Source organism: Holdemanella porci (assembly GCF_019052655.1).
Classification (GTDB): Bacteria; Bacillota_I; Bacilli_A; order Erysipelotrichales; family Erysipelotrichaceae; genus Holdemanella; species Holdemanella hominis.
The window spans coordinates 24953-46740 of the sequence record NZ_JAHQVB010000003.1 but is presented as its reverse complement, the minus strand read 5'-3'; the positions used below and the strand labels follow the sequence as shown (position 1 = coordinate 46740).

Genomic DNA, 21788 nt, shown 5'->3' with positions numbered 1-21788 from the left:
GTAAACCATGCACTATTCTAAATTAAAAGACTTCCCTCAAAACTTTTTGTGGGGAGCATCTACCTCAGCATACCAAGTTGAAGGTGCCATTGATGAAGATGGTAAAAGCCCATCTATCATTGACATGTATGAACACCCAAGTGATGTTGCTGATTTCTCTGTAGCTTCTGATCATTATCATAGATATAAAGAAGATATTGCCCTATTTGCAGAAATGGGATTAAAAGCTTATCGTTTCTCTATCGCATGGACTCGTATCTTACCAAATGGAACGGGTAAAGTGAATGAAAAAGGCATCGAATTCTACAATAATGTCATTGATGAATGCTTAAAATACAACATCGAACCTGTTGTTACAATGTATCACTTTGATTTACCATATTGCCTAGAAGAAAAGGGTGGTTGGTTAAACCGTGATACGATTGAAGCCTTTGTTGAATATGCCAAAGTATTATTTATCCACTATGGATCAAAAGTAAAGTACTGGTTAACGATCAACGAACAAAATACGATGATTCTACATCCTGGAGCAATCGGCTTACCTAAAGTCGGAAAATTACCATCTAAAAAAGATTTGTATCAACAAAACCACCATATGATGCTTGCTCAGGCAAAAGTCATGAAACTCTTCCATAATATGGTTCCAGAAGGTAAAATCGGGCCTGCACTAAATTTAACAGCTATGTATCCAGCTACTTGTAATCCAAATGATGCGATTGCCGCTCACAACTGGGAAGTACTTCGCTGTTGGAACTTTGTCGATGTTTGTGCATTTGGAAAATACCACCCTTTGGCATGGTCTTACCTAAAAGATCGTAATATCGCTCCAGAAATTCAAGATGGAGACTTTGAAACATTAAAAGGCGCAAACCCAGACTTTATCGCTATGAATTATTATTCAACCGCAACTATAGCTGCAAGTAAAGGAGATGCTTCAGATGTAACTGCAAGAGCGGGTGACCAACAAATTATGCTAGGTGAACAAGGCGTATATCGACCTAGTGAGAACCCATACGTAGAGAAAACGCAGTATGGATGGGTTGTTGATCCTGTTGGATTCCGATATACTTTAAGAAAGGTATATGAACGTTACCAACTTCCTATTCTGATTACAGAGAATGGAATTGGCGCCAATGACACATTAGAACCAGATGGATGTATTCATGACCAATATCGTATTGATTTTATTCAAAAACACCTTCACCAAATGCGCTTAGCCATTACAGATGGTGTCAAAATGCTTGGCTATTGTCCTTGGCTTGGCTATTGTCCTTGGGCTGCCATTGATGTTGTTAGTACACATCAAGGCTATAAGAAAAGATACGGATTCATTTATGTCGATCGTGATGAATTTGATTTAAAAGAATTAAAACGATATAAAAAAGACAGTTTCTACTGGTACAAACAAGTAATTGAGGAAAACGGAAAGAATATCTAAGTAGATGAGGTGCTTCACATGATTATCGAAAAATTTTTAAACAACAATATGCTTCTAGTGAATGATAATCATGAGGAAATGATTGTGATGGGAAAGGGGCTGCGTTTTCACTATAAAGTAGGAGACGAAATTAGAGATGAAGATATAGAAAAAACATACATTCTTCAAGATAGTACAAATAAAAATGGATATCTTCAAGTTTTAGAAAACGCACCCGACATCTATTTAGAAATTGTGCACCACATCATTGAAATGGCACAACTTAAAATTTCTTCTCCATTCAACAAACAAATCTTTGTGACCTTGTTAGATCACTTGTTATATGCGGTAGAAAGATATGAAAAAGGCATTGTTCTACAAAATAGAATGTTGTGGGAAATCCAAAATTTTATCCAAATGAATTTATGCTTGGTTTACAAGCTGTAGACTACATTAATGAAACACTTCATATTCAATTGCCTGAAACAGAAGCCGGAAACATTGCCTTTCACTTTGTGAATGCACAAATCAAATCGAACGATCTTTCAACAGAAAATGGTATGTTGATGGTCAAAATGTTAAAAGATATTTTTCAAATCATTCAATTACATTATGGCTATACAATTGATGAGAATTCGCTAAACTATTCAAGATTTGTTGTTCACATGCAATTTTTCTTACAACGACTTTTAGAAAATAAAATGCTTGAAAATGAAAATGATGATATATATTATACATATATTATCAAGAATTCTTCTGCATTAGACTGCGTAGAACAAATCGAAAAATATATCGATAGATTACTACATAAACAAATTACGCGTGATGAAAAAATATATTTAATTGTACATATTACGCGTATCACAACTCATTAAGTATCGCAATGGCGGTACTTTTTCTTTTAAATTATGTGGAATTATGGAATATGTAGCACTCTACTTGTCAAAGTGCTAATAAGGTGTATAATGTAATCAATTTCATAAGGAGGAACACTCATGAACAAACAAAAGAAGCCTTTATATAGATATTACATGATCATATTGATTGTTATTATGGCTTTAAACTTTATCGTATTCCCTATGTTTCAACAATCTAAGCTTGAAACCACCAATTACTCAGATTTCTTAAATAAAATTGAAGAAAAGAAGATAGATACTGTGCAAATTGAAAATCACAATATTTATTACACATTAAAGAAAAATTCAACAGATAAAACATATAAAACAGGTGTTATGAATGATTCAGATTTAGTCAATCGTTTGGATAAATCTGGAGCTAAGTTTGGCCAAGTCTATCAAGAACAAATGAATCCAATTTTATCGAGTTTAATTTCCTTTTTCTTACCATTAATCATTTTCTGGGCATTTGGATCATGGATGTTTAAGCGTATGCAAAAGAAAATGGGCGGGGATGATCAAATGTCATTTTCACAAGGCTCTGGTTTTGGTCTAGGCAATCTAGGAAAGAGCAATGCCAAAGTCTATGTCGGTGAACAAACGGGAAAAACATTCAAGGATGTAGCTGGACAAGAAGAAGCGAAGGAAAACCTACAAGAAATTGTAGACTTCTTAAACAATCCAGCTAAATATAAAGAGATTGGTGCCAAGATGCCAAAAGGAGCCTTATTAGTCGGTCCTCCTGGAACTGGTAAAACACTACTTGCCAAAGCCGTTGCGGGTGAAGCTGGCGTTCCATTCTTCTCGATTTCAGGTAGTGAATTCGTAGAAATGTTTGTTGGTAGAGGAGCCGCTAAAGTGCGTGACCTATTTAAACAAGCTCGTGAAAAAGCACCTTGTATTGTATTTATTGATGAAATTGATACCATTGGTAAAAAACGTGATGGTGCAGGTATGAATGGTAATGATGAGCGTGAACAAACATTGAACCAGTTACTTGCTGAAATGGATGGATTTGATGGATCCAAAGGCGTCGTATTGCTTGCCGCCACAAACCGTCCTGACTCATTAGATCCTGCTTTAACACGTCCTGGTCGATTTGATCGAAGAATTCCAGTTGAACTTCCTGATCTTGCCGGTCGTGAAGCCATTCTTAAATTACATGCCAAAGACATCAAATGCTCAAACAACATTGACTTTAACGTAATCGCTAGAGCTAGTGCAGGTGCCAGTGGTGCCGAACTTGCCAACATCATTAATGAAGGGGCTTTATTAGCGGTTCGTGACCATCGTAAAACGGTGGTTCAAAAAGACTTGGAAGAAGCCATTGAAATCGTTATTGCGGGTGAACAAAAGAAAGGGGCTGTAATTTCAAATCGAGAAAGAATGATTGTTTCTTATCATGAAATTGGACATGCTTTAGTGGCTGCCAAATGTAAAAACACGGCTCCCGTTCATAAAATCACAATTATTCCTCGTACAAAAGGGGCTTTGGGATACACTATGCAAGTAGAAGAAAACGAACAAAACTTATTATCAAAAGAAGAAGCTTTCCAAAAAATCATGGTGTATACAGGTGGTCGTTGTGCTGAAGAATTAATTTTTAATTCGATCACAAGTGGTGCGAGCAACGATATTGAACAAGCCACGAAACTAGCCAGAGCCATGATTACACGATTAGGAATGTCGGATGAATTTGGTATGACAGCTTTAGAAACAGTAAACAACCAATATTTGGGTGGCGATACATCCTTAGCTTGTTCAAATGAAACAGCGACTAAGATTGATGAGGCAACCATCACATTAATTAAAAAAGCACATGACGAGGCTTATCAAATTCTAGAAGACAACAAAATGAAGCTACATGAACTTGCCAAATTCTTATATGAAAGAGAAACAATTACGGGTGAAGAATTCATGTATATCTTAAATAAGCCAGCTGAAATTTCTACAAAGGAAACATATTAAGAAAAGGATGAAGATCATTTAAAATCTAAAATGGTACCCATAAGGAGGACAACAACGTGACAGTTGTGATACTCACTTGTGGGTACCATTTTACAACGCTTCCTAATCGCACAACTTATATAAATCTAAAACCAATTGTTCTGTCTTATCCCAACCAAGACAAGGATCTGTGATCGACTTTCCATACACATTACCATCTGTTGGCTGATTTCCATCCTCTAAATAACTCTCAATCATTAAGCCTTTCACCAGCTTTTTGATATCTTCCGATTTACTTCTAGAATGCATAACATCCTTGGCAATACGAATCTGTTCTAAATATTGTTTATTTGAATTCGAGTGATTACAATCTACAATACAAGCCGGATTCTTTAAATCTGACTTTTCATATAAGTGAATCAACTCCATCAAATCTTCATAGTGATAATTCGCATGCGCATGATTGAACTTATCCACATATCCTCTTAATATCGCATGAGCTAGTGGATTTCCCTCAGTCTGTACTTCCCAGCCACGATATACAAATCTTTGATCGGCTTGCGCTGCCACAATAGAATTCATCATGACTGCAAGATCTCCACCTGTCGGATTCTTCATTCCTGCAGGAATTCCTACACCACTAGCCACTATACGATGTTGTTGATTTTCAACGCTTCTTGCCCCTATGGCAACATATCCTAATAAATCCGATAAATACGCATGATTTTCTGGATACAGCATCTCTTCTGCACAAGTAAAATCAGTTTGTGTTACAACATCTGTATGCAGTTTACGAATCGCAATGATTCCCTTCAACATATCCTCTTCGGCATGTGGATCTGGCTGATGCAACATCCCCTTATATCCAACCCCCTTTGTACGAGGTTTATTTGTATAGACACGTGGAATCATAAAAATCTTATCTTTTACTTTTTCCTGTAAAACAGCCAAACGATTCATATAGTCTAAAACCGAATCTTCACGATCCGCACTACAAGGACCAATAATTAAAATTAAACGATCATCTTTTCCAGTAAAAATATCTTCAATTTCCTGATCTCTTTGTTTCTTGATTTTTTGCACCTTATAAGGCAAAGGAAACTCCTTCTTTAATTCTTCTGGAGTTGGTAACTCCTGTATCTTCTTCATATCCATATTCAACATCCCTCTTTAATCACCCTTTGACAATATCATATTCTAAAAATTTTTTCAAAAAAAGAAAGATGAAGTCAAACTCCATCTTATTTTAATGATTCAACAAATTCTTTGATATGTTTAGCATCCAAACCATAATAATCCAATAAATTTGCATAACCATTCCTTTATCGGTATAATACAAATAGAGAAAAGCTACTGGAAAAGCAGTGGCTGCTCTGAAATATAGTTAATGCTGAAGCACTAATCTATTTCCATTGCTAGTGGTGATTAGTGCTTTTTGCATTTTTCTATAATAATCAATGTTACTTTTAGTATTTCTACTATGGCAAATAAGCACATAGCAACATCAATATGTAGATATATATACATAAGCTTTCCTCCTGCAAAAAATAGAAGGATCTACTTACCTGGAATTCAAGATTCAAGGCTTCAAAACTCCTTAACAAGAGGCAACCACCAACCACATCCAGTAGCCAATTTTTATTATAAAGATCCAATGTGAAAACATTATTAAATCACGTAAATTTCAAAAAAAATCTTCCATAAACATTAAACAAGTCACCCAGTTATCAGGTGACTTGTTTTTTAATACTATTTTTCTGTAATTCTCATAATTTTATCTGCAATATACTTTGCATCCAAACCATAATAATCTAATAGATCTTTAGGTTTTCCACTTCTGCCAAACGTATCCTGCATACCCAACATATATTGTCTGCATGCGATTCCTTCTGGTGCAAGCACTTCACTGACTGCACTACCTAAACCACCATATACATTGTGTTCTTCCACAGTTACAATCACATCATGTGTTTTCGCTGTTTCAATGATCAATTCCTTATCAATAGGTTTGATCGTTGGAATATCAATAACTGTTGGTTTATTTTCTAATAAATCATACGCCTTTAAGCTTTCCTGTACCATTAATCCAGAAGCAATAATAGCTACCTTGCCTCCTTTTTTTAGTACATTTCCCTTGCCAAATTCATACTTGTAATTTTCATCATATACATCCTCAACTCCAAGTCTTCCTAGTCTTACATAACAAGGTCCTTCAATAGAGTATACAGCCTTAATAATTTCTTCAGTCTGTTTGGCATCACAAGGTTGGAATACTTTCATATTTGGAATAGAGCGCATTAGAGCTAAGTCTTCAATACACTGATGGCTAGCGCCATCTTCTCCTACACTGATTCCAGCATGTGTAGCACATACTTTTACATTCAAGTTTGGATAACAGATACTGTTACGAATCTGTTCAAAAGCTCTTCCTGCCGCAAACATCGCAAAGCTTGATGCGTACACTACTTTATTAGATGCAGCCATACCTGCAGCGACTGCCATCATATTTCCTTCGGCAATTCCCATATTGAAATGATGCTCAGGTCTTGCCTTTTTAGCTTCGATTGTCTTTGTAGATTTTGTAAGATCAGCATCCAACACAAATAAATCATCATGTTCTACAATTAGTTTTGCCAAAGTCTTACCATATGCTTCTCTTGTTGCTGTTGCCATTATTCAAGACCTCCTAATTCTTCCATTGCCTGCTCATATTGTTCTTGATTTGGAGCTGCACCATGCCATGCATAGTTATTCTCCATAAAGGATACACCTTTACCCTTAATAGTATGAGCAATAATTACAGTTGGTTTATTTTTTACTTGTTCAGCCTGTTCAAATGCATTTCTTAATTCATCAAAATCATGTCCATTTACGTCCAATACGTTCCATCCAAAAGATTCAAATTTACTTGCGAATGGCTCTGGTGAAATCACATCATCAATATTTCCATCAATTTGAAGGTGATTATAATCAAGAATCGCACATAAGTTATCCAATTTATAGTGAGCTGCTGCCATACAAGCTTCCCATACTTGTCCTTCTTCACATTCGCCATCGCCAAGTAATGCATAAATACGATGATCGTTTCCATCTACTTTATTTGTGATAGCCATACCTACTGCACAAGAAATACCTTGTCCTAAAGATCCAGTAGACATATCGACACCTGTTACATAGTTCATATTTGGATGTCCTTGTAATTTTGAATCAATATGTCTAAATCCTTTTAAATCTTCCATATCAATAAAACCTTTTTCAGCTAAAGTTGCATACAATAATGGACTTGCATGTCCCTTGCTCAATACAAAACGATCACGATCGATTGTATTTACATTTTCCTTATTGATATCCATCTGTTCAAAATATAGTTCTGTCATGATATCCGCCGCACTCAATGAGCCTCCTGGATGTCCTGACTTTGCACTATAGACTTCAGTAATAATATTTTTACGAATGTTATTGGCGTGAACTTTTAATTTTTCGTTTGTCATTTTTGTCCCTTCCTTTTTAAAAAGAGAATGATTGATGAATCATTCTCTATCTTTGTCCATAATACGCATGTGCTCCATGCTTTCTCAAAAAATGTTTATCTAATAAATCTTGACTCATAAAAACATTTTCATGAGCTAATTGCGTTGATACATAGGTCATCATAGCACATTCTTCCATGACTGTTGCATTGTACACAGCTTCATTTGCATCTTTTCCCCATGCGAATGGTCCATGACTATGTACAAGAACGCCTGGAACATATACCGAATTGATTTGTCTATCCTTAAATGTTTCGACAATCACATTTCCAGTTTCTAATTCATAATCCCCTTCGATTTCTTGTTTTGTCATTTCTCGAGTACAAGGAATTTCTCCATAGAAATAATCGGCCTGTGTTGTTCCCATAGGTTTAATGCCACAACCAGCCTGTGCCCATGCGGTAGCCCATTTTGAATGTGTATGCACAATTCCACCAATTTCACCAAAAGCATTGTATAAAGCTAGATGCGTAGGTGTATCTGAGCTTGGATTCAATTTACCTTCAACTATATTTCCTTGTAAATCTACAACAACCATGTCATCAGCCGTCAATTTATCATAAGGAACTCCCGATGGCTTGATCACAAACAATCCTTTTTCACGATCAATACCCGATACATTTCCCCATGTATAAATAACTAGATTGTTCTTTACAAGTTGTAAATTTGCCTCTAAAACCTGCTGTTTTAAGTCTTCTAACATTTACTATTCACCTTGATTAGCAGCTTGAGCTTCTTCTTGTTCTTCACGTAAAATTTGTTTACGGTTCCACAAAGCCAATAATACGGTTAATGCGATAACTACAATAATGAATACTGGACCTAAATTTGTGATTTGAACTAACAACCAAGGAATTGGGTTTGATCCATAGTCAATACTTGAAATCAATGCAGCTCCATCTGGAATTGGGAAGTGAGCAGCTTGAGCAGCTGAAGTAAATAATGGCGCTAAGTTTGTACCAATATATAATCCAAGACCCATAACAACGATACCAATTAAGAATGTTCTGAAGAAATCACCTTTAGTAATCGCAACAATTAATGGGAATTGGAAACAAATACCACATAATCCAACTAATGGTAAGAATTCATTTCCAGGTAAGATAATAGCTAGTAATAATGTAATTGGAACCATGATAACTGACATAGCCAATACAACTGGGTGTCCAATACCAGCAGCACAGTCTAGACCAATATATACTTTTCCGTGACCTGAGAATTTCTTTTGAATAATAGATTGAACCCCTTCACTAACTGGTACAACACCTTCCATTAAGATGGCTGCCATCTTTGGAGTAATAACCAATACAGCAGAAACTGTAACACCCATTGTCAAAATACTTCCTACTTTAGATTCTAAAGTTAAGTTTGGCATAAATGCATAACCTGCAACACCTAAAATTAAACCAACAATCAATCCTAAGATGGATGGATCACCAATCAAACCTAGTTTTTTATTGATTGCGTTTTCATCCAATTTAATTTTATTAATACCAGGAATCTTATCAATAATTTTATCCAATACATAAGCAATTGGAACAAATGAACCAGCTAATCCATGAGGGAATGTGATTCCAGGTAAACCTAAGATTTCTTCTGTTCCTTTAGCAGTACGATCTGCAATGACCATAATTACAACCATGTTTACAGCAGCTAAAGATAATGCGATTAACATATTATGAGTTAAAGCATAAACGATAGATCCTGAGAAGGCAAAGTGCCAGAAATCCCAGATATCAACATCAACTGTACGAGTTGTCTTAGTCAACAACATAATAACGTTAATGAAAATTCCTAATGGAATCATCGCAACACCAACGGCTGTACCAAATGCGATAGCACTTGCAGAAGGCCATCCAACATCAATAACTGTTAAGTTTAAGCCAAATAATTTAACCATATTATCTACGGCTGGTTGTACAGCTCCTGTTAAAATAGAAACTGTCGCATTCAAACCGATAAATCCAATACCTACTAATAAACCACCTTTTAACGAACGTGCAAACTTTACACCTAAGCACAACCCAATAATTGTCATAATGATTGGCATCATGACGGTTGGTCCTAAATTAATGATCAACATAATTGCACTTTTAATACCATTAATTACTGCCATTATTCATTCTCCTCTAAAATTTTTTCTAATTCTTCTATAATTTCTGTTTTTGAACCTGTCATTAACTGCTTCAAAGCTTCTTCATTTGAAAAACAACCCATTAAAGCACTTAATGTCGTTACTTGTTTTGACTTATCTTTTACAAGTAACATGAATACTAGATTTACATCTACATCATTGTTTGTACACATCTCTTGAAAGAGAATTGGTTTTTTTAATCGAACTACCGCAATTCCAGCCTTCTTGATATACTTACTATCAACATGTGGAATTGCAAGTCCTGCCACCTGTGTTTTGATTCCTGTAGGAAATTCCTCTTCCCTTTTCTTCAATGCATCCAAATATTCTTCATTTACATAGCCTAATTCTAGAAATTTTTTACTCATTTCTTCGAACAATTCATTTTGTGTAGAATAAGGCATATCTAAATAAATCAATTCTTCATTTAGCATTTTATAAACCTAATTTTTTTACAATATCATCTACAAGTGGCTCAATTCCAATTCCTGTAATAAAATTCAATCCAAATACTACAGGCACACCATAATCGGCTGTTACCTTTGAAGTTGTGATTACTAAGTCATAGTTCTTTGCATTCATACCTAAATCGGCAACTGCACATTGTCCATAAGATACTTGATTAGACAATCCTCTTTGTTCCATTGCTGTTTTTAATTTTTGTAAAGCTACTGTACTAGTACATACGCCTGCTCCACATGCTACTAAGATTTTTTTCATATAAATTCCTCCTCTGTAAATTGCTGTCTTATATATTCAATATTTTTCATTGAAATACTTTTTTTTGCTTTATATAGCGGATCAAATTTTTGATATACATGTAAGAAAAATTCATTTTCCTTATGAATATCTTCCTTTCTTACAGCTATCATCAATACGATTTGAACCATTCCATATTCCCATTGAATAGGTTTATTTAATATGCCTACACAAATCGCACTCTTATAGATTTTTCCATCCATACTATGAGGTACGCTGACTAAATTACCTATTTCTGTAGTTGCCATATTTTCTCTTTTTTTGTAAGATTCTTTGCACTCCTGATCAATATATCCCTTCTCCAACAATTGATCTGACATAAACTCAATAATATCTTCTCGATTGTCTAAATCAATATCCGGAAAAAACAATTCAGAAACAAATAAATTCTTGATTGGTTTAAACTGATCATTTCCATATTTTAAATATCGATTGATTTGCTCAATATCATCTTCATTCAACAATGGAGTCACCACTATTGAATCTTTCTTTGCCTCTAAAGGAATTGTACTGATAATCAGATCATATTCGTCTTCTGGATATGTTTTGATTTGATACATGGCACAAACATCCAAAATTTCAATTTTATCTTTAAATTTTGCGTTGATTTTTGATTTCAAAAGAAGCGAAGTTCCAATTCCTGTTGAACAAACAATCAAAGCTTTAACACTTGTTTCTTTTGAAGAATTCAATCTTTCTAAGGCACCACAGAAATGAATTGCTAAAAAGCCAATTTCATCTTCATTTACTGAAACACCATATGCTTCTTCAATATCCTTTCCCAAGATATTTGCCAATTCAAAGGCAAATGGATAATTTGTTTTTATCTCTTGTAAAAGATCATTTTGAATTCGCATTTTTAATTTCAAGCGATTTAATGCACTATCCAAGTGAGCGACAAGTCCAAATCTTAATGTCGAATCCTTCGAGAAATCAAATCCATATACTTGTTTGATTTTCTCTAACGTATGATTCACCAGCATAGCCGTATCTTCATCCATTTCAATTTGCATATTTTTATTTAAAATTCGTTTTTGAGCAATTAAATGCTGATATACATTTTGAATTTCAAATACAGGCATTTCACAATTCAGTTCCTGACTGATTTTAAGGCACAAGTAACTTGCACACGCATATTCTTTAGATACAAAATCATCTTTCTCCAATTTCATTGTAGATTGAATAATTTTGTTTTTACGAATACGACTAACCGCAATTTCAATGTGAATTAATAAATTCGTAAAGCCTAGATCCGTAACTAGAATTCCATATTGTTCGATAGCTTCAAGAATCATCGAACGTAATTGATGTTCATCTTTTTGCGTAAATCCAATCAAATCCTTCACAGAATAATTTGTGTGTTCAGAATTCAAACTGGCTACAATCAACTTACGAACCTTATTCTCTTCTCCTTTTAAGATTAAGCCTTTATTCTCTCTTTTCACCAATTCCAAATCATATTTCTCAAAGATACCTTTCAAACGTTTTAAATCATACTTTAAAGAAGTCATGCTGATATATAATTCATCACATAGTTTCTGTAAAGTAACAGGTTCATCGTTGAAACTTAAAGAAATAAATTTGTGAATCAACCACTCTTGGCGAGACTGCTGAGTTGTCGGGATGACTTGATCTTTATCCTTTGTCAAAAACAATACATTAATCAATTTTGACTTTTCATCTTTTCCAAGCCTGTATCCCTTGCTAGGAACAGACTCTATTGCGCAATTTTCATCTTTAAGAATTTCATTCATACTACCAATCTCTCGTTGGATCGTCTTTTTTGAAATTCCGAGTCGACTCGATAAATCGTCTCCATTGATAAAGTCATCTTCATCAATTAGATAAGATAAAATCTTTAACTCTCGTTCTGTTAAGTTATTCACTATTCTCAGCTCCTCGACATCATCATTATAATTATTGTGTTAACGTTTTCACAGTTCAACCTTGTCTCCATTATTAAAGACATAAGAAAAAAGAACACTTATAAAAATGTCCCTAATCGATATTCCAAGATGTAATCATCCATGATGAAATCATTTCCTATATCTGTCTGTACAGAATCTATCCATTGAAAACCAAACTTCTCATATACAGCTAGACTATGTTTATTATATTTATTACAAGTCAAATAAATAGATGGGTAACAATACTTTTCTGCCTGCTTCTTTACATATTCAAACATTTCAGTCGCATAGTGCTTTCCTCTAGCTGAATCCTTTAAATACAGTTTAGACAAGAATAAACGATCTGGCTGATTCTGCAACCCAATATATCCAGCTAGCTCATCACCTTCATATACCTTATGATAATGATACTGCTGATGTTTTACTTGGTCTTGCATGGCATCAAAGCTCTGAAACTTATCTACCATATAATCAATTTGTGCTTCTGAAATGATTCCAGGAAAGAATTCATGCCAAATCTTTTCGGCAAGAATAGCTACTTCTTTTAAATCATTTTCATTCTTACACTCTACAATATTAATACTTTTCATAATGCACCTTCGAAGAATCAAACTTATCTTTTACAACCTCTTCTTGATCTATATATCCAAATGAAATCATCCACATTGGAACAATTCCTTTTGGCAATTTAAAATACTGGTTTAAAGCCAAATAACGCTCTTCATTCGGATACACACCCAACCAGCATGAACCAATACCCAAACTTTTCGCTTCAACCAACATATTCTCTGTAGCCGCTGCCAAGTCTTGTTGACAATAATCCAAACTATCATTCTTATTTTTATCCGCACAAACAACCATTCCCATGGCTGCATCTTTTAGAAAAGATGCATAGGGTGTCATTTGACTTAAATCCTTTAATGTATCTTTGTTTTGAACAACAATAAATTGCCAAGGCTGACTATTTCTAGCGCTAGGTGCACTAAATGCTGCCTTTAAAATCAAATCAATCTCTTCTTTTTTTAAAGATTCCTGTTTATATTTTCTTATACTCGTACGATTAAAAATTGCATCCATACTCTATACTCCTTTTCTGTATTATATCACCATTTTGAAAATTCGCTTTCATTATATAATGACTATTCTTTTCTTTGTGTTACAATACAAGCAGGAGGAATTTAACCATGTTAAAATTTGAACCATTCTATCAAGAATACGAAAGAACATTAGATGCCTTCTCATTGGCATTCTCAACCATTTATTTTGAACAAATGACAATTGCACCAAAGAAAGGAATTCCTTATTCAAATGAAATGTTGTCTAGACTATCTAAACAAGCATTCATCATTGAAAATGATCCAGAAACAATCAAAAAGATCAAGGAATACGCAAAGACATTGCCAGAAGGAAGTTTGGAAAAGAAAGAAGTCGACTATCGTCTTGAAGCCTTAGCTCAATCTGAAAACATTCCGAGTGATGTATATGCGAACTATGTCAAAGTCAAAGCCGATAGTGAACTTGCTTGGCATGAAGCTAAAGAAGCAGATAACTATGAACATTTCAAGCCTCATTTACAAGCAATCATGAAAGAGACTTTACACCTTTTAGAATATGACCCTAAGTTTAATGGAAACAATGCGTATGATGTATTGTTAGACCGTTATGAAAAAGGAATGACACAAGAAAAATATGATGCATTCTTTAATAATGTGAAAGAGAAATTAGTTCCACTAATTCATGAAATTCAAAACAAGCCACAAATCAATGATGACTTACTTCATGAAACTTATGCAGTGGATCGCCAAGAAAAATTTATGGATGTTATTTGTGACTTCATGAAAGTAGATTTTGGGAAAGTATACCTTTCAACGACAGAACACCCATTCACAGATTTCTTCTCAAGCAACGACACTCGTATCACAACACACTATTATCCAGATCAATTTTTGAGCGCTATCCTTTCAACTGTACACGAATATGGACACGCTCTTTATGGACTACAAATGGATCCTGCTTTTGAAGGAACCATGCTAACACAGGCTGTTGGTTCGGCTGCACACGAATCACAATCTCGTTTCTTAGAAAACCACGTTGGTAGAAGTCACGCATTCTGGCAAGCAAACTATAATCAATTAGTAAATTTATTCCCAGAATTTAAAGATGTGTCTGTTGACGAGTTAGTAAACATGATCAATAAAACTGAATGTGCTTTGATTCGTACAGAAGCGGATGAATTAACATACCCATTACACATTATGGTTCGTTATGAAATCGAAAAAGAAATTGCGAAAGGAAATGTAGATTATGATAAGCTACCAGAAGTATGGGCCGATAAATACGAAGAATATTTAGGTGTTCGTCCTACAAACTATAAAGAAGGTGTCTTACAAGATATGCACTGGTCTACAGGATACTTAGGATACTTCCCAACATACGCATTGGGTAGTGCGTATGCTGCACAATTATATGCAACAATGGAAAAACAATTTGACGTAGAAGAAGCCCTACTAACAAACCACTTTGAAAAAATCACAAACTGGTTAAAAGAAAATGTACACCATTATGCTGCAAGTAAATCTATGGCTGAAATCGTAGAAGAAGTAAGTGGAGAACCATTTAATCCTGATTACTACACAGATTATTTAATCAAAAAATATAAGAAATTATACAATCTAGACTAAGAAGAAGTGAGTAACATCACTTCTTTTCTTATTGACAAGAATGGTTAGAAATGAATCATTCTGAATTTTTAAGAAAAAAAGCAGCTAACCTATTTTCACAGACTAACTACTCATATTTAGTACCTTATTCAAATTTATTCTACAAATCCGACAGTGAAATTCTATCGTATGCGCCATTTTTCTTATCTTCCGGATGTGGCTCCAATCCAATAATCGTGATATCTTTCTGATCCGGTCCGTAAACCCAATACATTCTCATTGCACCACTTGTTTTATTTTCCAAATAAGATTGCCACACTTTCATTCCGTAACGTCTAGATAAAGGCTCTATTTCATGGGTTTGAAGACTCGGATAAAATGGATCCGCCGACAACAACTTTAAAGCTTTCCCCCATTTTTTATAGAGTTGCTCTTCCTTCTTTTTGATCTTACCAGAACGATATTTTTGTTGCAAATCTTGCCAAAGTTCCTGCATCTCAGGAATTCCCATTCGTATATTAAAATTCATTTATTATTCCTTTGAAAAATCCGACAAATCAATAGCCGTGGAAACATCTCCACACTTAAAATTACTTACCGCACGATCCATATCTGCCAATGTTCTAGCTGAAATGCTCTTTGGCACTGATAATTCCCGAGGTTCAAGAATTATACAACCATTTCCATATTCTTTCACATTGTAGTAATGATAAGTAGCTCCTCTAAGAGTAATTCTTTTTTTGTTATCCAAATGTGCAACATAATCCTTTATTGTTTCCATTATCAACACCTCCAATATAAATCTAAATGTGGGAATTCCCACTCCCTATCATTATAATAATTTTTTCTATATTCTTTGTCAATCTAATTTTTCTTGTTCACTATCATCAGGAAGGGGGATATGCACAACAAGAAAAACAAATTCTTTATTGATTAGAATGGTTAGTATATGGGTAAAAAGGAGCTATTTTATGATATTTCAAGAAGATTTTGAACAAATGCGTTCTTTAGAACAAGACTTAACTTTTCTTTCTGCTAAAACTGAATTCGATGAATCAAACATCCCATTTAAAGAAAAGAACTTAGGCATTCAAAATCAAGATGGTATATACACGAATTTAGGACTACTTTTATCGGATCAATGTAAGCACACAATTAAAGTTGCAGTTTTTAATGGAGAAACACAGAATGTTTTTCAAGATCGAAATGAATTTACCGGTTCATTATTCAAACAAATGCACGAAGTATATTCTTATATCGATTTTAGAAATCAAAAACATTCCAACTTTTCAGGATTGAAAAGAATCGATAAAAGAGATTATCCAGAAGTAGCCATTAGAGAAGCTTTATTGAATCTAATTGTTCATCGTGAATATTCATATAGCGCAAGTTCTTTCATTCGTATGTATACAGATCGTATTGAATTCACTTCCATCGGAGGCTTATTAAAAGGAATCACTTTAGAAGACATTCGACTTGGTATTTCTGTTTGTCGAAACCCAAAACTCGCAAATATCTTTTACCGATTAGAACTCATTGAAGCTTATGGTACTGGCATTCAAAAGATTATTGATTCGTATTCAGAATCTAAATTCAAGCCTCAATTTGTGACAACAGAAAACGCCTTTAAAATTATTCTTCCAAATCTAAATTATCAAAAGAAAAACAATAAAATTCAGGAAGATATAGTTGTATATGATTGTCCCGAAAACAAAATAGTAGAGTTTGCGAAAACACACACCCAATTCACTCGTAAAGATGTTCAAGATACATTTAACCTTTCTCAAACAACTTGTGGACGCATTTTAAACAGAATGAAAGAAGAAGGTCAAATCAGTCAACATGGAAAAGGAAAAAATACATTCTATATACTAAATGAAAAGAAGTGAGTCAAATCACTTCTCTTTATTTATAGTCAAATAAACCATCATTCTTTTCTTCCATAGCCTTGATGATATGATATACAAATTCATTATAAGGCGTTGGAATATTTAGTTCTTTCCCCATCTTCATTATTGCCCCCGAAAACATATCAATTTCCGTATGCCTTTTGGCATCCAAATCCTGCAGTGTAGAATATCTGGCCGTTTTAGGCACTGCACTACCACGTGTTGCACTTGAATCAGCCTTTGATATATCAATACCTTTAGCTTTTGCGATAGTCTCTAATTCATCCTTTAATCCAGACTGTATAGCTTTCACATGATCACTATCCGAATAACATCCAACACCTGCTCCAAGAATAGCTTGAGGTAAGTTTTTCGTTACATTTAAACGAAACTTACTCCATATTTCTTCCTGAATATAGGAAGTTGTTCGATAATGTAGATCACTTTGACTAAACAATTCATCGATTTCCTTATTTTCTTCTAGTACAATTCCAATCGTTGTTTCTGGATCAAATACATATCCATTACCTTCTTTGTGACTTGCAACTTTAATCAATGAATACACCATATGCTGCATACCAATCTGATTTCCAATAATTTGTTCACTATCCACACCATTCATTAAAGACATCACTAATGTATGTTCATCTACAATTTGTTGAATATCTTCTAAAGCATCTGGCAACGCATTGTATTTTAAACATACAATAAGAAGATCTACTCCATGTGCTTCTTCAGGCGTTAATACTTCGGGATGATAAATGACATCATTGATTAAACAACCATTCTTTTTTATTCTTTCATTTCGTTCATCTTTTGCGATGACACTTAATTGTATATCGCACTTTGATAAACCATAAATACAATAGGAGCCAACAGCTCCCGCACCGAATATCGCAACCTTTTTAATTGTCATGTACTTCACTCTTTTCTTTTAAATGAACATGGTACTTTTCTTTTACATAAATTCCCAACAAGATTCCAACTACATATAGAGAAATATCCCCTAAATCAAATACGCCTCTATGAAAGATCAACTGCATAAATTCACACAGAAAACCAATGAATACAGAAACAATAAAGTTTTCTTTATTTGATGAAATAAGCAGTCCATTCACCCATGGCATAAACATAAAGTATCCAATATTAAATGCGAATACGATCCACTCTGTCCAAGAACCATAATAGATTTCTCTAAGACAGGCAAATGGATTCAATTGAATAATGCTGATACCTTGATCATAGCGCATCAATAGGGCAATAATCAAAAATATATAATATACAAAGAAAAACATGGCTCGATGTTTTACATTCCAGTTTTTCGTAAAAAACATCAACGCATCATATATAACGACCAGTTCAATACACCATACGACAAATTGAATTGGATACCATCCCATGCCAAAAATTTCCATTAAAACAGCTGTGACGTAGTAATGAATGAACAAGGATAAAACTAAACTTAAAATTAAGTATCTCCAATTTTTCATTTTTAAAGTCCCCTTATTTTCTTTCTATTATGACACACCAAACTTTAAAATTCATTAAAAATCTAAAATTGAAGAATCCCAACCCATATCCTTATAGCCTTGTTTACAACGTTCCATATACGAATCGCTCGGTTTACATATTGGAAAACGATCATACATTTGGTAGATAAAACCAGTGATTGTTTCATTGTTTTCTAATAATACCTTTTCTTCAAAACAATCATATAAGTATGGATAGTCTTCATATTCATCTAAACTCTTCTTATCATTTTCACTCACATCCCATATAGCTACTCGCACAAAATCCCCTTTTTTCTTATCTACTGTAAGATAAGCTCGTCCAGGATTTCCACGATATGTAAGTGTATAGTTTTCAAGTCTTGCCAAAGACACAAACTTCGCATCTTTACATCGCTGCTTCATTTCTTCTTTGTTTAAATTACTTCCATATGCGATATAATACATATTTTCCCCCTAAAGAAAATAGGATGACGAATCATCCTATAGTTTACTTTCAATATTTTGCATCAACATTGCCTCAGGCATATATCCTGAGAATGCTGCAGCTTGTTGTCCTTTTTTAAATAGAATCATTGTTGGAACAGACATAATGCCAAATCTTTGAGCTAAATCTGGACTTTCATCCACATCCACCTTTACGATTTTTACTTTTCCATCTAATTTATTTGCGACTGATTCAAGTACAGGTGTCAACATTTTACATGGTCCACACCAAGTTGCGAAAAAGTCGACTAAAACTGCATCTTCGTTCATTAATGCGTTAAATTCTTCTGTATTTACAATTTTCATACAAGGTTCCTCCTTATCTGATTCTATTCTATAACAAGCCTTTGCGTAAGTCCATTTCTTTGCCCGCCAACAAAGCATCAATGACTTTTCCAATACCATTATTCATATTTGTGTCCGTAACTACAGTAGCTGCATACTTAGCTTCATCCATCGCATTCCCCATAGCTACACCAATACCTACTTGTTGAAGCATCTTCAAATCGTTTTGTGCATCTCCAAAAGCCATGACCTCATTCATGCTGATTCCAAGCCTATCACAGATTTTCCACAATGCACTAGCCTTGTTGACATGTTTTGGCATAATTTCCAGCCAATCTGGACCAATCAACAATACATCATAATCACTTAAAGCCGCTTTAATTCCTTCAAAATTCTTTTCAAAGAATCTAGGAGAATGCACCATAATCACTTTATTGATATCTTGCGTCAAACGAATTTCTTCAAAAGGCAAATCAATAAAATTACGATTTTCTTTGCCATCCTTCAAGCCATAATCATCTGGCTCTCCTAAAATGGCATTTTTGACTTTTTTCTTTACACGATTCAATGAAGATATGTAACTATAAAAATCATATCCACATTGAAAAATTCCCTCTACACCAAATTGCTTACAAACTTTCTGAATCTTAATTCCATCTTCTGCCGTCAAAACATCATCCAAATCATATTCTTTATTTTCAAAATCATATACAACTTGTCCGTTTACCAATGCCAAAAAATGATTTCCATTTTCTAATCCCAATGGTTCATATACAAATTTACATCCGTTTTTATCTCGACCCGACGCAATCACAACGTGCATACCTTGTGCCATCGCCCTTTGAATCGAATCCACCGTTCTTGGATCCATTCTTTTCGATTCGTCTAAAAGTAAAGTTCCATCTAAATCAAAAGCCAAACACTTTATAGTCATAATTATTTATCCAATTCTTCTTGATATGAGAACAATTTTGTACAATATTCTCCATTAAAACATGCCAAGCATAAACCAACGCCATGCGTAGCTTCCTTCATTTCTTCTTCGGTCATAAAACGTAATGTATCCGCATGAATGTAGTCACGAATTTCTTCTACACTCATCTGAGCACCAATCAATTGATCCTTTGTAGAAGTGTCTACACCATAGAAACATGGACTCGTGATGACTGGACTAGCGATACGAACATGCACTTGGGTAGCTCCTGCATCCTTCAATAATTGTACAATTCTTCTTGAAGTCGTACCACGTACAATCGAATCATCAATCATAACAATTGATTTTCCTTTAACCACGCTAGATACAGGACTTAATTTTAATCGAACGCTACGATCACGCATCGCCTGTGTAGGTTGAATAAATGTACGTCCTACATAACGGTTTTTAATCAATCCAGTTTCAAATGGAATACCCGCCTCTTCTGCATAACCAATGGCTGCTGATAAAGATGAGTCTGGAACACCAATAACGATATCCGCATGTAAATCTTTATCTTCTCTGGCAAGAATAGATCCTGTAGCCTTACGGAACGCATGTACATTGATACCTTCCACTACACTATCTGGTCTTGCGAAATAAATGTACTCCATTGCACACATATGGTTATCTGTATTTGTTGAATAAAATTCATGTTTCACAATACCCTTATGGAACTCTACGATTTCTCCTGGTTTTAAATCCACACTTTCATAAATTCCCATAACTTCAAAAGCACATGTTTCACTACTAATTACGTAGCCATCTTTACTTTTAGCATAACTTAAAGGTCTTAAACCATGACGATCACGAACCGCATAAATAGTATCCTCATTCATAACTAAGAAAGAGAATGCACCCTCAATACGATTTGCAGTCTTCATGACACGTTCTTTTAAAGTACCTTTTTGTTTCTGAATCAAGTGAAGAATAATTTCACTATCACTTGTTCCCTGGAAAATAGCCCCTTCATTTTCAAGTTCAATACGAAGCTCTTTCTCGTTAACAATCTGTCCATTATGAACGATAGCTAAACTTCCATTATGTCCCTTTGATACAATTGGCTGAATGTTTTCATTTTCCTGACCGCCCGCTGTACTATAACGAACATGCCCAACAGCTAATCTTCCGACCATAGAGTCTAATTTTTCTCTTTGAAAAACATCTACAGTCAAGCCTTTTCCTTTCTGTAAAGTGATATTTTCGCCATCTGAAACGGCAATACCACTCGCTTCCTGACCCCTGTGTTGCAAGGAATGCAAACCATAATACGTAATACTTGCTGCATTATCTACGCGATATGCACCAAACACACCACACTCTTCATGAATTTCATCAAACATAACTGATCTCCTTTGCCACAACATTATATCATGCATATAAGAAAAAATGGACGA

General features: G+C 34.5%; 23 protein-coding genes and 1 pseudogene. 6 read left to right on the top strand and 18 right to left on the bottom strand.

Features of this window, described 5'->3' with window-relative positions:
- Positions 1–7 precede the first annotated feature (7 nt).
- The 4 genes and pseudogenes from KTQ83_RS01275 (at position 8) to ftsH (ending at position 4281) form a co-directional block, all read left to right on the top strand.
- Positions 8–1438, top strand: a complete 1431-nt coding sequence (locus KTQ83_RS01275) for a glycoside hydrolase family 1 protein (RefSeq protein WP_217255820.1) — start codon at positions 8–10, stop codon at positions 1436–1438.
- An 18-nt stretch (positions 1439–1456) separates the two neighbouring features.
- Positions 1457–1881 (top strand): annotated as a pseudogene (locus tag KTQ83_RS01270) (CAT RNA binding domain-containing protein); the annotation flags it as partial.
- Positions 1882–1977: 96 nt separating this feature from the next.
- Complete coding sequence (locus KTQ83_RS01265; RefSeq protein WP_367947721.1) at positions 1978–2292, top strand: PRD domain-containing protein; 315 nt, start codon at positions 1978–1980, stop codon at positions 2290–2292.
- Between the two features lie 120 nt (positions 2293–2412).
- Positions 2413–4281 carry an ATP-dependent zinc metalloprotease FtsH gene (gene ftsH, locus KTQ83_RS01260; RefSeq protein WP_117925903.1) on the top strand — a complete coding sequence of 623 codons (1869 nt, stop codon included), beginning with the start codon at positions 2413–2415 and terminating at the stop codon, positions 4279–4281.
- A 102-nt stretch (positions 4282–4383) separates the two neighbouring features.
- Here ftsH and KTQ83_RS01255 read toward each other — a convergent pair whose 3' ends face one another.
- The 10 genes from KTQ83_RS01255 to KTQ83_RS01210 all read right to left on the bottom strand — a co-directional run bounded on the left by KTQ83_RS01255 (position 4384) and on the right by KTQ83_RS01210 (position 13667).
- Positions 4384–5409, bottom strand: a complete 1026-nt coding sequence (locus KTQ83_RS01255; protein ID WP_244975715.1) for a 3-deoxy-7-phosphoheptulonate synthase — start codon at positions 5407–5409, stop codon at positions 4384–4386.
- A 600-nt stretch (positions 5410–6009) separates the two neighbouring features.
- Positions 6010–6933: a transketolase family protein gene (locus KTQ83_RS01250; RefSeq protein WP_217255816.1), complete on the bottom strand. Its 924-nt coding sequence runs from the start codon at positions 6931–6933 to the stop codon at positions 6010–6012.
- Positions 6933–7751 (bottom strand): transketolase, encoded by an 819-nt coding sequence (locus KTQ83_RS01245; RefSeq protein WP_217255815.1) that lies wholly within the window; start codon positions 7749–7751, stop codon positions 6933–6935. The genes KTQ83_RS01250 and KTQ83_RS01245 overlap by 1 nt, the downstream gene beginning before the upstream one ends.
- Before the next feature lie 46 nt (positions 7752–7797).
- Positions 7798–8493, bottom strand: coding sequence for an L-ribulose-5-phosphate 4-epimerase (araD, locus tag KTQ83_RS01240; RefSeq protein WP_217255814.1), 696 nt, complete (start codon positions 8491–8493; stop codon positions 7798–7800).
- 3 nt (positions 8494–8496) lie between these two features.
- Complete coding sequence (locus KTQ83_RS01235) at positions 8497–9906, bottom strand: PTS galactitol transporter subunit IIC (RefSeq protein ID WP_244975714.1); 1410 nt, start codon at positions 9904–9906, stop codon at positions 8497–8499.
- Positions 9906–10358, bottom strand: coding sequence for a PTS sugar transporter subunit IIA (locus tag KTQ83_RS01230; protein WP_217255813.1), 453 nt, complete (start codon positions 10356–10358; stop codon positions 9906–9908). The genes KTQ83_RS01235 and KTQ83_RS01230 overlap by 1 nt, the downstream gene beginning before the upstream one ends.
- Before the next feature lies 1 nt (position 10359).
- Entirely contained in the window at positions 10360–10644 is a 285-nt protein-coding gene (locus KTQ83_RS01225; RefSeq protein ID WP_217255812.1) for a PTS sugar transporter subunit IIB, read from the bottom strand.
- Positions 10641–12569 carry a BglG family transcription antiterminator gene (locus tag KTQ83_RS01220; RefSeq protein ID WP_217255811.1) on the bottom strand — a complete coding sequence of 643 codons (1929 nt, stop codon included), beginning with the start codon at positions 12567–12569 and terminating at the stop codon, positions 10641–10643. Before KTQ83_RS01220 ends, KTQ83_RS01225 begins: the two co-directional genes overlap by 4 nt.
- A 98-nt stretch (positions 12570–12667) precedes the next feature.
- The gene (locus tag KTQ83_RS01215) at positions 12668–13180 is read right to left on the bottom strand and encodes a GNAT family N-acetyltransferase (protein ID WP_217255810.1); all 513 of its coding nucleotides are present in this window, start codon (positions 13178–13180) and stop codon (positions 12668–12670) included.
- Positions 13167–13667 carry a nitroreductase family protein gene (locus KTQ83_RS01210; protein ID WP_117926840.1) on the bottom strand — a complete coding sequence of 167 codons (501 nt, stop codon included), beginning with the start codon at positions 13665–13667 and terminating at the stop codon, positions 13167–13169. The genes KTQ83_RS01215 and KTQ83_RS01210 overlap by 14 nt, the downstream gene beginning before the upstream one ends.
- 107 nt (positions 13668–13774) lie before the next feature.
- Here KTQ83_RS01210 and KTQ83_RS01205 point away from each other — a divergent pair, with 107 nt between their 5' ends.
- A complete protein-coding gene (locus KTQ83_RS01205) occupies positions 13775–15271 on the top strand; it encodes a carboxypeptidase M32 (RefSeq protein ID WP_217255809.1) in 1497 nt (498 codons plus the stop codon).
- A gap of 139 nt (positions 15272–15410) precedes the next feature.
- Here the strand turns inward: KTQ83_RS01205 and KTQ83_RS01200 are convergent, their stop codons facing one another.
- Positions 15411–15779 carry a hypothetical protein gene (locus tag KTQ83_RS01200; RefSeq protein ID WP_117926685.1) on the bottom strand — a complete coding sequence of 123 codons (369 nt, stop codon included), beginning with the start codon at positions 15777–15779 and terminating at the stop codon, positions 15411–15413.
- Between the two features lie 3 nt (positions 15780–15782).
- Positions 15783–16031 carry a hypothetical protein gene (locus tag KTQ83_RS01195; RefSeq protein WP_117926684.1) on the bottom strand — a complete coding sequence of 83 codons (249 nt, stop codon included), beginning with the start codon at positions 16029–16031 and terminating at the stop codon, positions 15783–15785.
- A 190-nt stretch (positions 16032–16221) separates the two neighbouring features.
- Between KTQ83_RS01195 and KTQ83_RS01190 the strand changes: the two genes are divergently transcribed.
- Positions 16222–17139 carry an ATP-binding protein gene (locus KTQ83_RS01190; protein WP_244975713.1) on the top strand — a complete coding sequence of 306 codons (918 nt, stop codon included), beginning with the start codon at positions 16222–16224 and terminating at the stop codon, positions 17137–17139.
- A gap of 16 nt (positions 17140–17155) precedes the next feature.
- On the opposite strand, the gene KTQ83_RS01185 is transcribed toward KTQ83_RS01190, so the two are convergent.
- The 6 genes from KTQ83_RS01185 to purF are packed head-to-tail and all read right to left on the bottom strand — an operon-like array spanning position 17156 to position 21734.
- The gene (locus KTQ83_RS01185) at positions 17156–18055 is read right to left on the bottom strand and encodes a ketopantoate reductase family protein (RefSeq protein ID WP_217255807.1); all 900 of its coding nucleotides are present in this window, start codon (positions 18053–18055) and stop codon (positions 17156–17158) included.
- Positions 18045–18629, bottom strand: coding sequence for a VanZ family protein (locus tag KTQ83_RS01180; RefSeq protein WP_117926681.1), 585 nt, complete (start codon positions 18627–18629; stop codon positions 18045–18047). The genes KTQ83_RS01185 and KTQ83_RS01180 overlap by 11 nt, the downstream gene beginning before the upstream one ends.
- A gap of 54 nt (positions 18630–18683) precedes the next feature.
- Positions 18684–19094: a gamma-glutamylcyclotransferase family protein gene (locus KTQ83_RS01175; protein WP_217255806.1), complete on the bottom strand. Its 411-nt coding sequence runs from the start codon at positions 19092–19094 to the stop codon at positions 18684–18686.
- A 36-nt stretch (positions 19095–19130) separates the two neighbouring features.
- Entirely contained in the window at positions 19131–19439 is a 309-nt protein-coding gene (gene trxA / locus KTQ83_RS01170; RefSeq protein ID WP_117926679.1) for a thioredoxin, read from the bottom strand.
- Positions 19440–19467: 28 nt separating this feature from the next.
- Positions 19468–20352 (bottom strand): Cof-type HAD-IIB family hydrolase, encoded by an 885-nt coding sequence (locus tag KTQ83_RS01165; protein ID WP_217255805.1) that lies wholly within the window; start codon positions 20350–20352, stop codon positions 19468–19470.
- 2 nt (positions 20353–20354) lie between these two features.
- A complete protein-coding gene (purF, locus tag KTQ83_RS01160; RefSeq protein WP_117926677.1) occupies positions 20355–21734 on the bottom strand; it encodes an amidophosphoribosyltransferase in 1380 nt (459 codons plus the stop codon).
- Positions 21735–21788 lie beyond the last annotated feature (54 nt).

Excerpts from the sequence above, each read along its gene's own strand:
- KTQ83_RS01275 (WP_217255820.1), top strand. The coding sequence starts at position 8 with ATGCACTATTCTAAATTAAAAGACTTCCCTCAAAACTTTTTGTGGGGA.
- KTQ83_RS01265 (WP_367947721.1), top strand. The coding sequence starts at position 1,978 with ATGTTGATGGTCAAAATGTTAAAAGATATTTTTCAAATCATTCAATTA.
- ftsH (WP_117925903.1), top strand. The coding sequence starts at position 2,413 with ATGAACAAACAAAAGAAGCCTTTATATAGATATTACATGATCATATTG.
- KTQ83_RS01255 (WP_244975715.1), bottom strand. The coding sequence starts at position 5,409 with ATGAAGAAGATACAGGAGTTACCAACTCCAGAAGAATTAAAGAAGGAG.
- KTQ83_RS01250 (WP_217255816.1), bottom strand. The coding sequence starts at position 6,933 with ATGGCAACAGCAACAAGAGAAGCATATGGTAAGACTTTGGCAAAACTA.
- KTQ83_RS01245 (WP_217255815.1), bottom strand. The coding sequence starts at position 7,751 with ATGACAAACGAAAAATTAAAAGTTCACGCCAATAACATTCGTAAAAAT.
- araD (WP_217255814.1), bottom strand. The coding sequence starts at position 8,493 with ATGTTAGAAGACTTAAAACAGCAGGTTTTAGAGGCAAATTTACAACTT.
- KTQ83_RS01235 (WP_244975714.1), bottom strand. The coding sequence starts at position 9,906 with ATGGCAGTAATTAATGGTATTAAAAGTGCAATTATGTTGATCATTAAT.
- KTQ83_RS01230 (WP_217255813.1), bottom strand. The coding sequence starts at position 10,358 with ATGCTAAATGAAGAATTGATTTATTTAGATATGCCTTATTCTACACAA.
- KTQ83_RS01225 (WP_217255812.1), bottom strand. The coding sequence starts at position 10,644 with ATGAAAAAAATCTTAGTAGCATGTGGAGCAGGCGTATGTACTAGTACA.
- KTQ83_RS01215 (WP_217255810.1), bottom strand. The coding sequence starts at position 13,180 with ATGAAAAGTATTAATATTGTAGAGTGTAAGAATGAAAATGATTTAAAA.
- KTQ83_RS01210 (WP_117926840.1), bottom strand. The coding sequence starts at position 13,667 with ATGGATGCAATTTTTAATCGTACGAGTATAAGAAAATATAAACAGGAA.
- KTQ83_RS01205 (WP_217255809.1), top strand. The coding sequence starts at position 13,775 with ATGTTAAAATTTGAACCATTCTATCAAGAATACGAAAGAACATTAGAT.
- KTQ83_RS01200 (WP_117926685.1), bottom strand. The coding sequence starts at position 15,779 with ATGAATTTTAATATACGAATGGGAATTCCTGAGATGCAGGAACTTTGG.
- KTQ83_RS01195 (WP_117926684.1), bottom strand. The coding sequence starts at position 16,031 with ATGGAAACAATAAAGGATTATGTTGCACATTTGGATAACAAAAAAAGA.
- KTQ83_RS01190 (WP_244975713.1), top strand. The coding sequence starts at position 16,222 with ATGATATTTCAAGAAGATTTTGAACAAATGCGTTCTTTAGAACAAGAC.
- KTQ83_RS01185 (WP_217255807.1), bottom strand. The coding sequence starts at position 18,055 with ATGACAATTAAAAAGGTTGCGATATTCGGTGCGGGAGCTGTTGGCTCC.
- KTQ83_RS01180 (WP_117926681.1), bottom strand. The coding sequence starts at position 18,629 with ATGAAAAATTGGAGATACTTAATTTTAAGTTTAGTTTTATCCTTGTTC.
- KTQ83_RS01175 (WP_217255806.1), bottom strand. The coding sequence starts at position 19,094 with ATGTATTATATCGCATATGGAAGTAATTTAAACAAAGAAGAAATGAAG.
- trxA (WP_117926679.1), bottom strand. The coding sequence starts at position 19,439 with ATGAAAATTGTAAATACAGAAGAATTTAACGCATTAATGAACGAAGAT.
- KTQ83_RS01165 (WP_217255805.1), bottom strand. The coding sequence starts at position 20,352 with ATGACTATAAAGTGTTTGGCTTTTGATTTAGATGGAACTTTACTTTTA.
- purF (WP_117926677.1), bottom strand. The coding sequence starts at position 21,734 with ATGTTTGATGAAATTCATGAAGAGTGTGGTGTGTTTGGTGCATATCGC.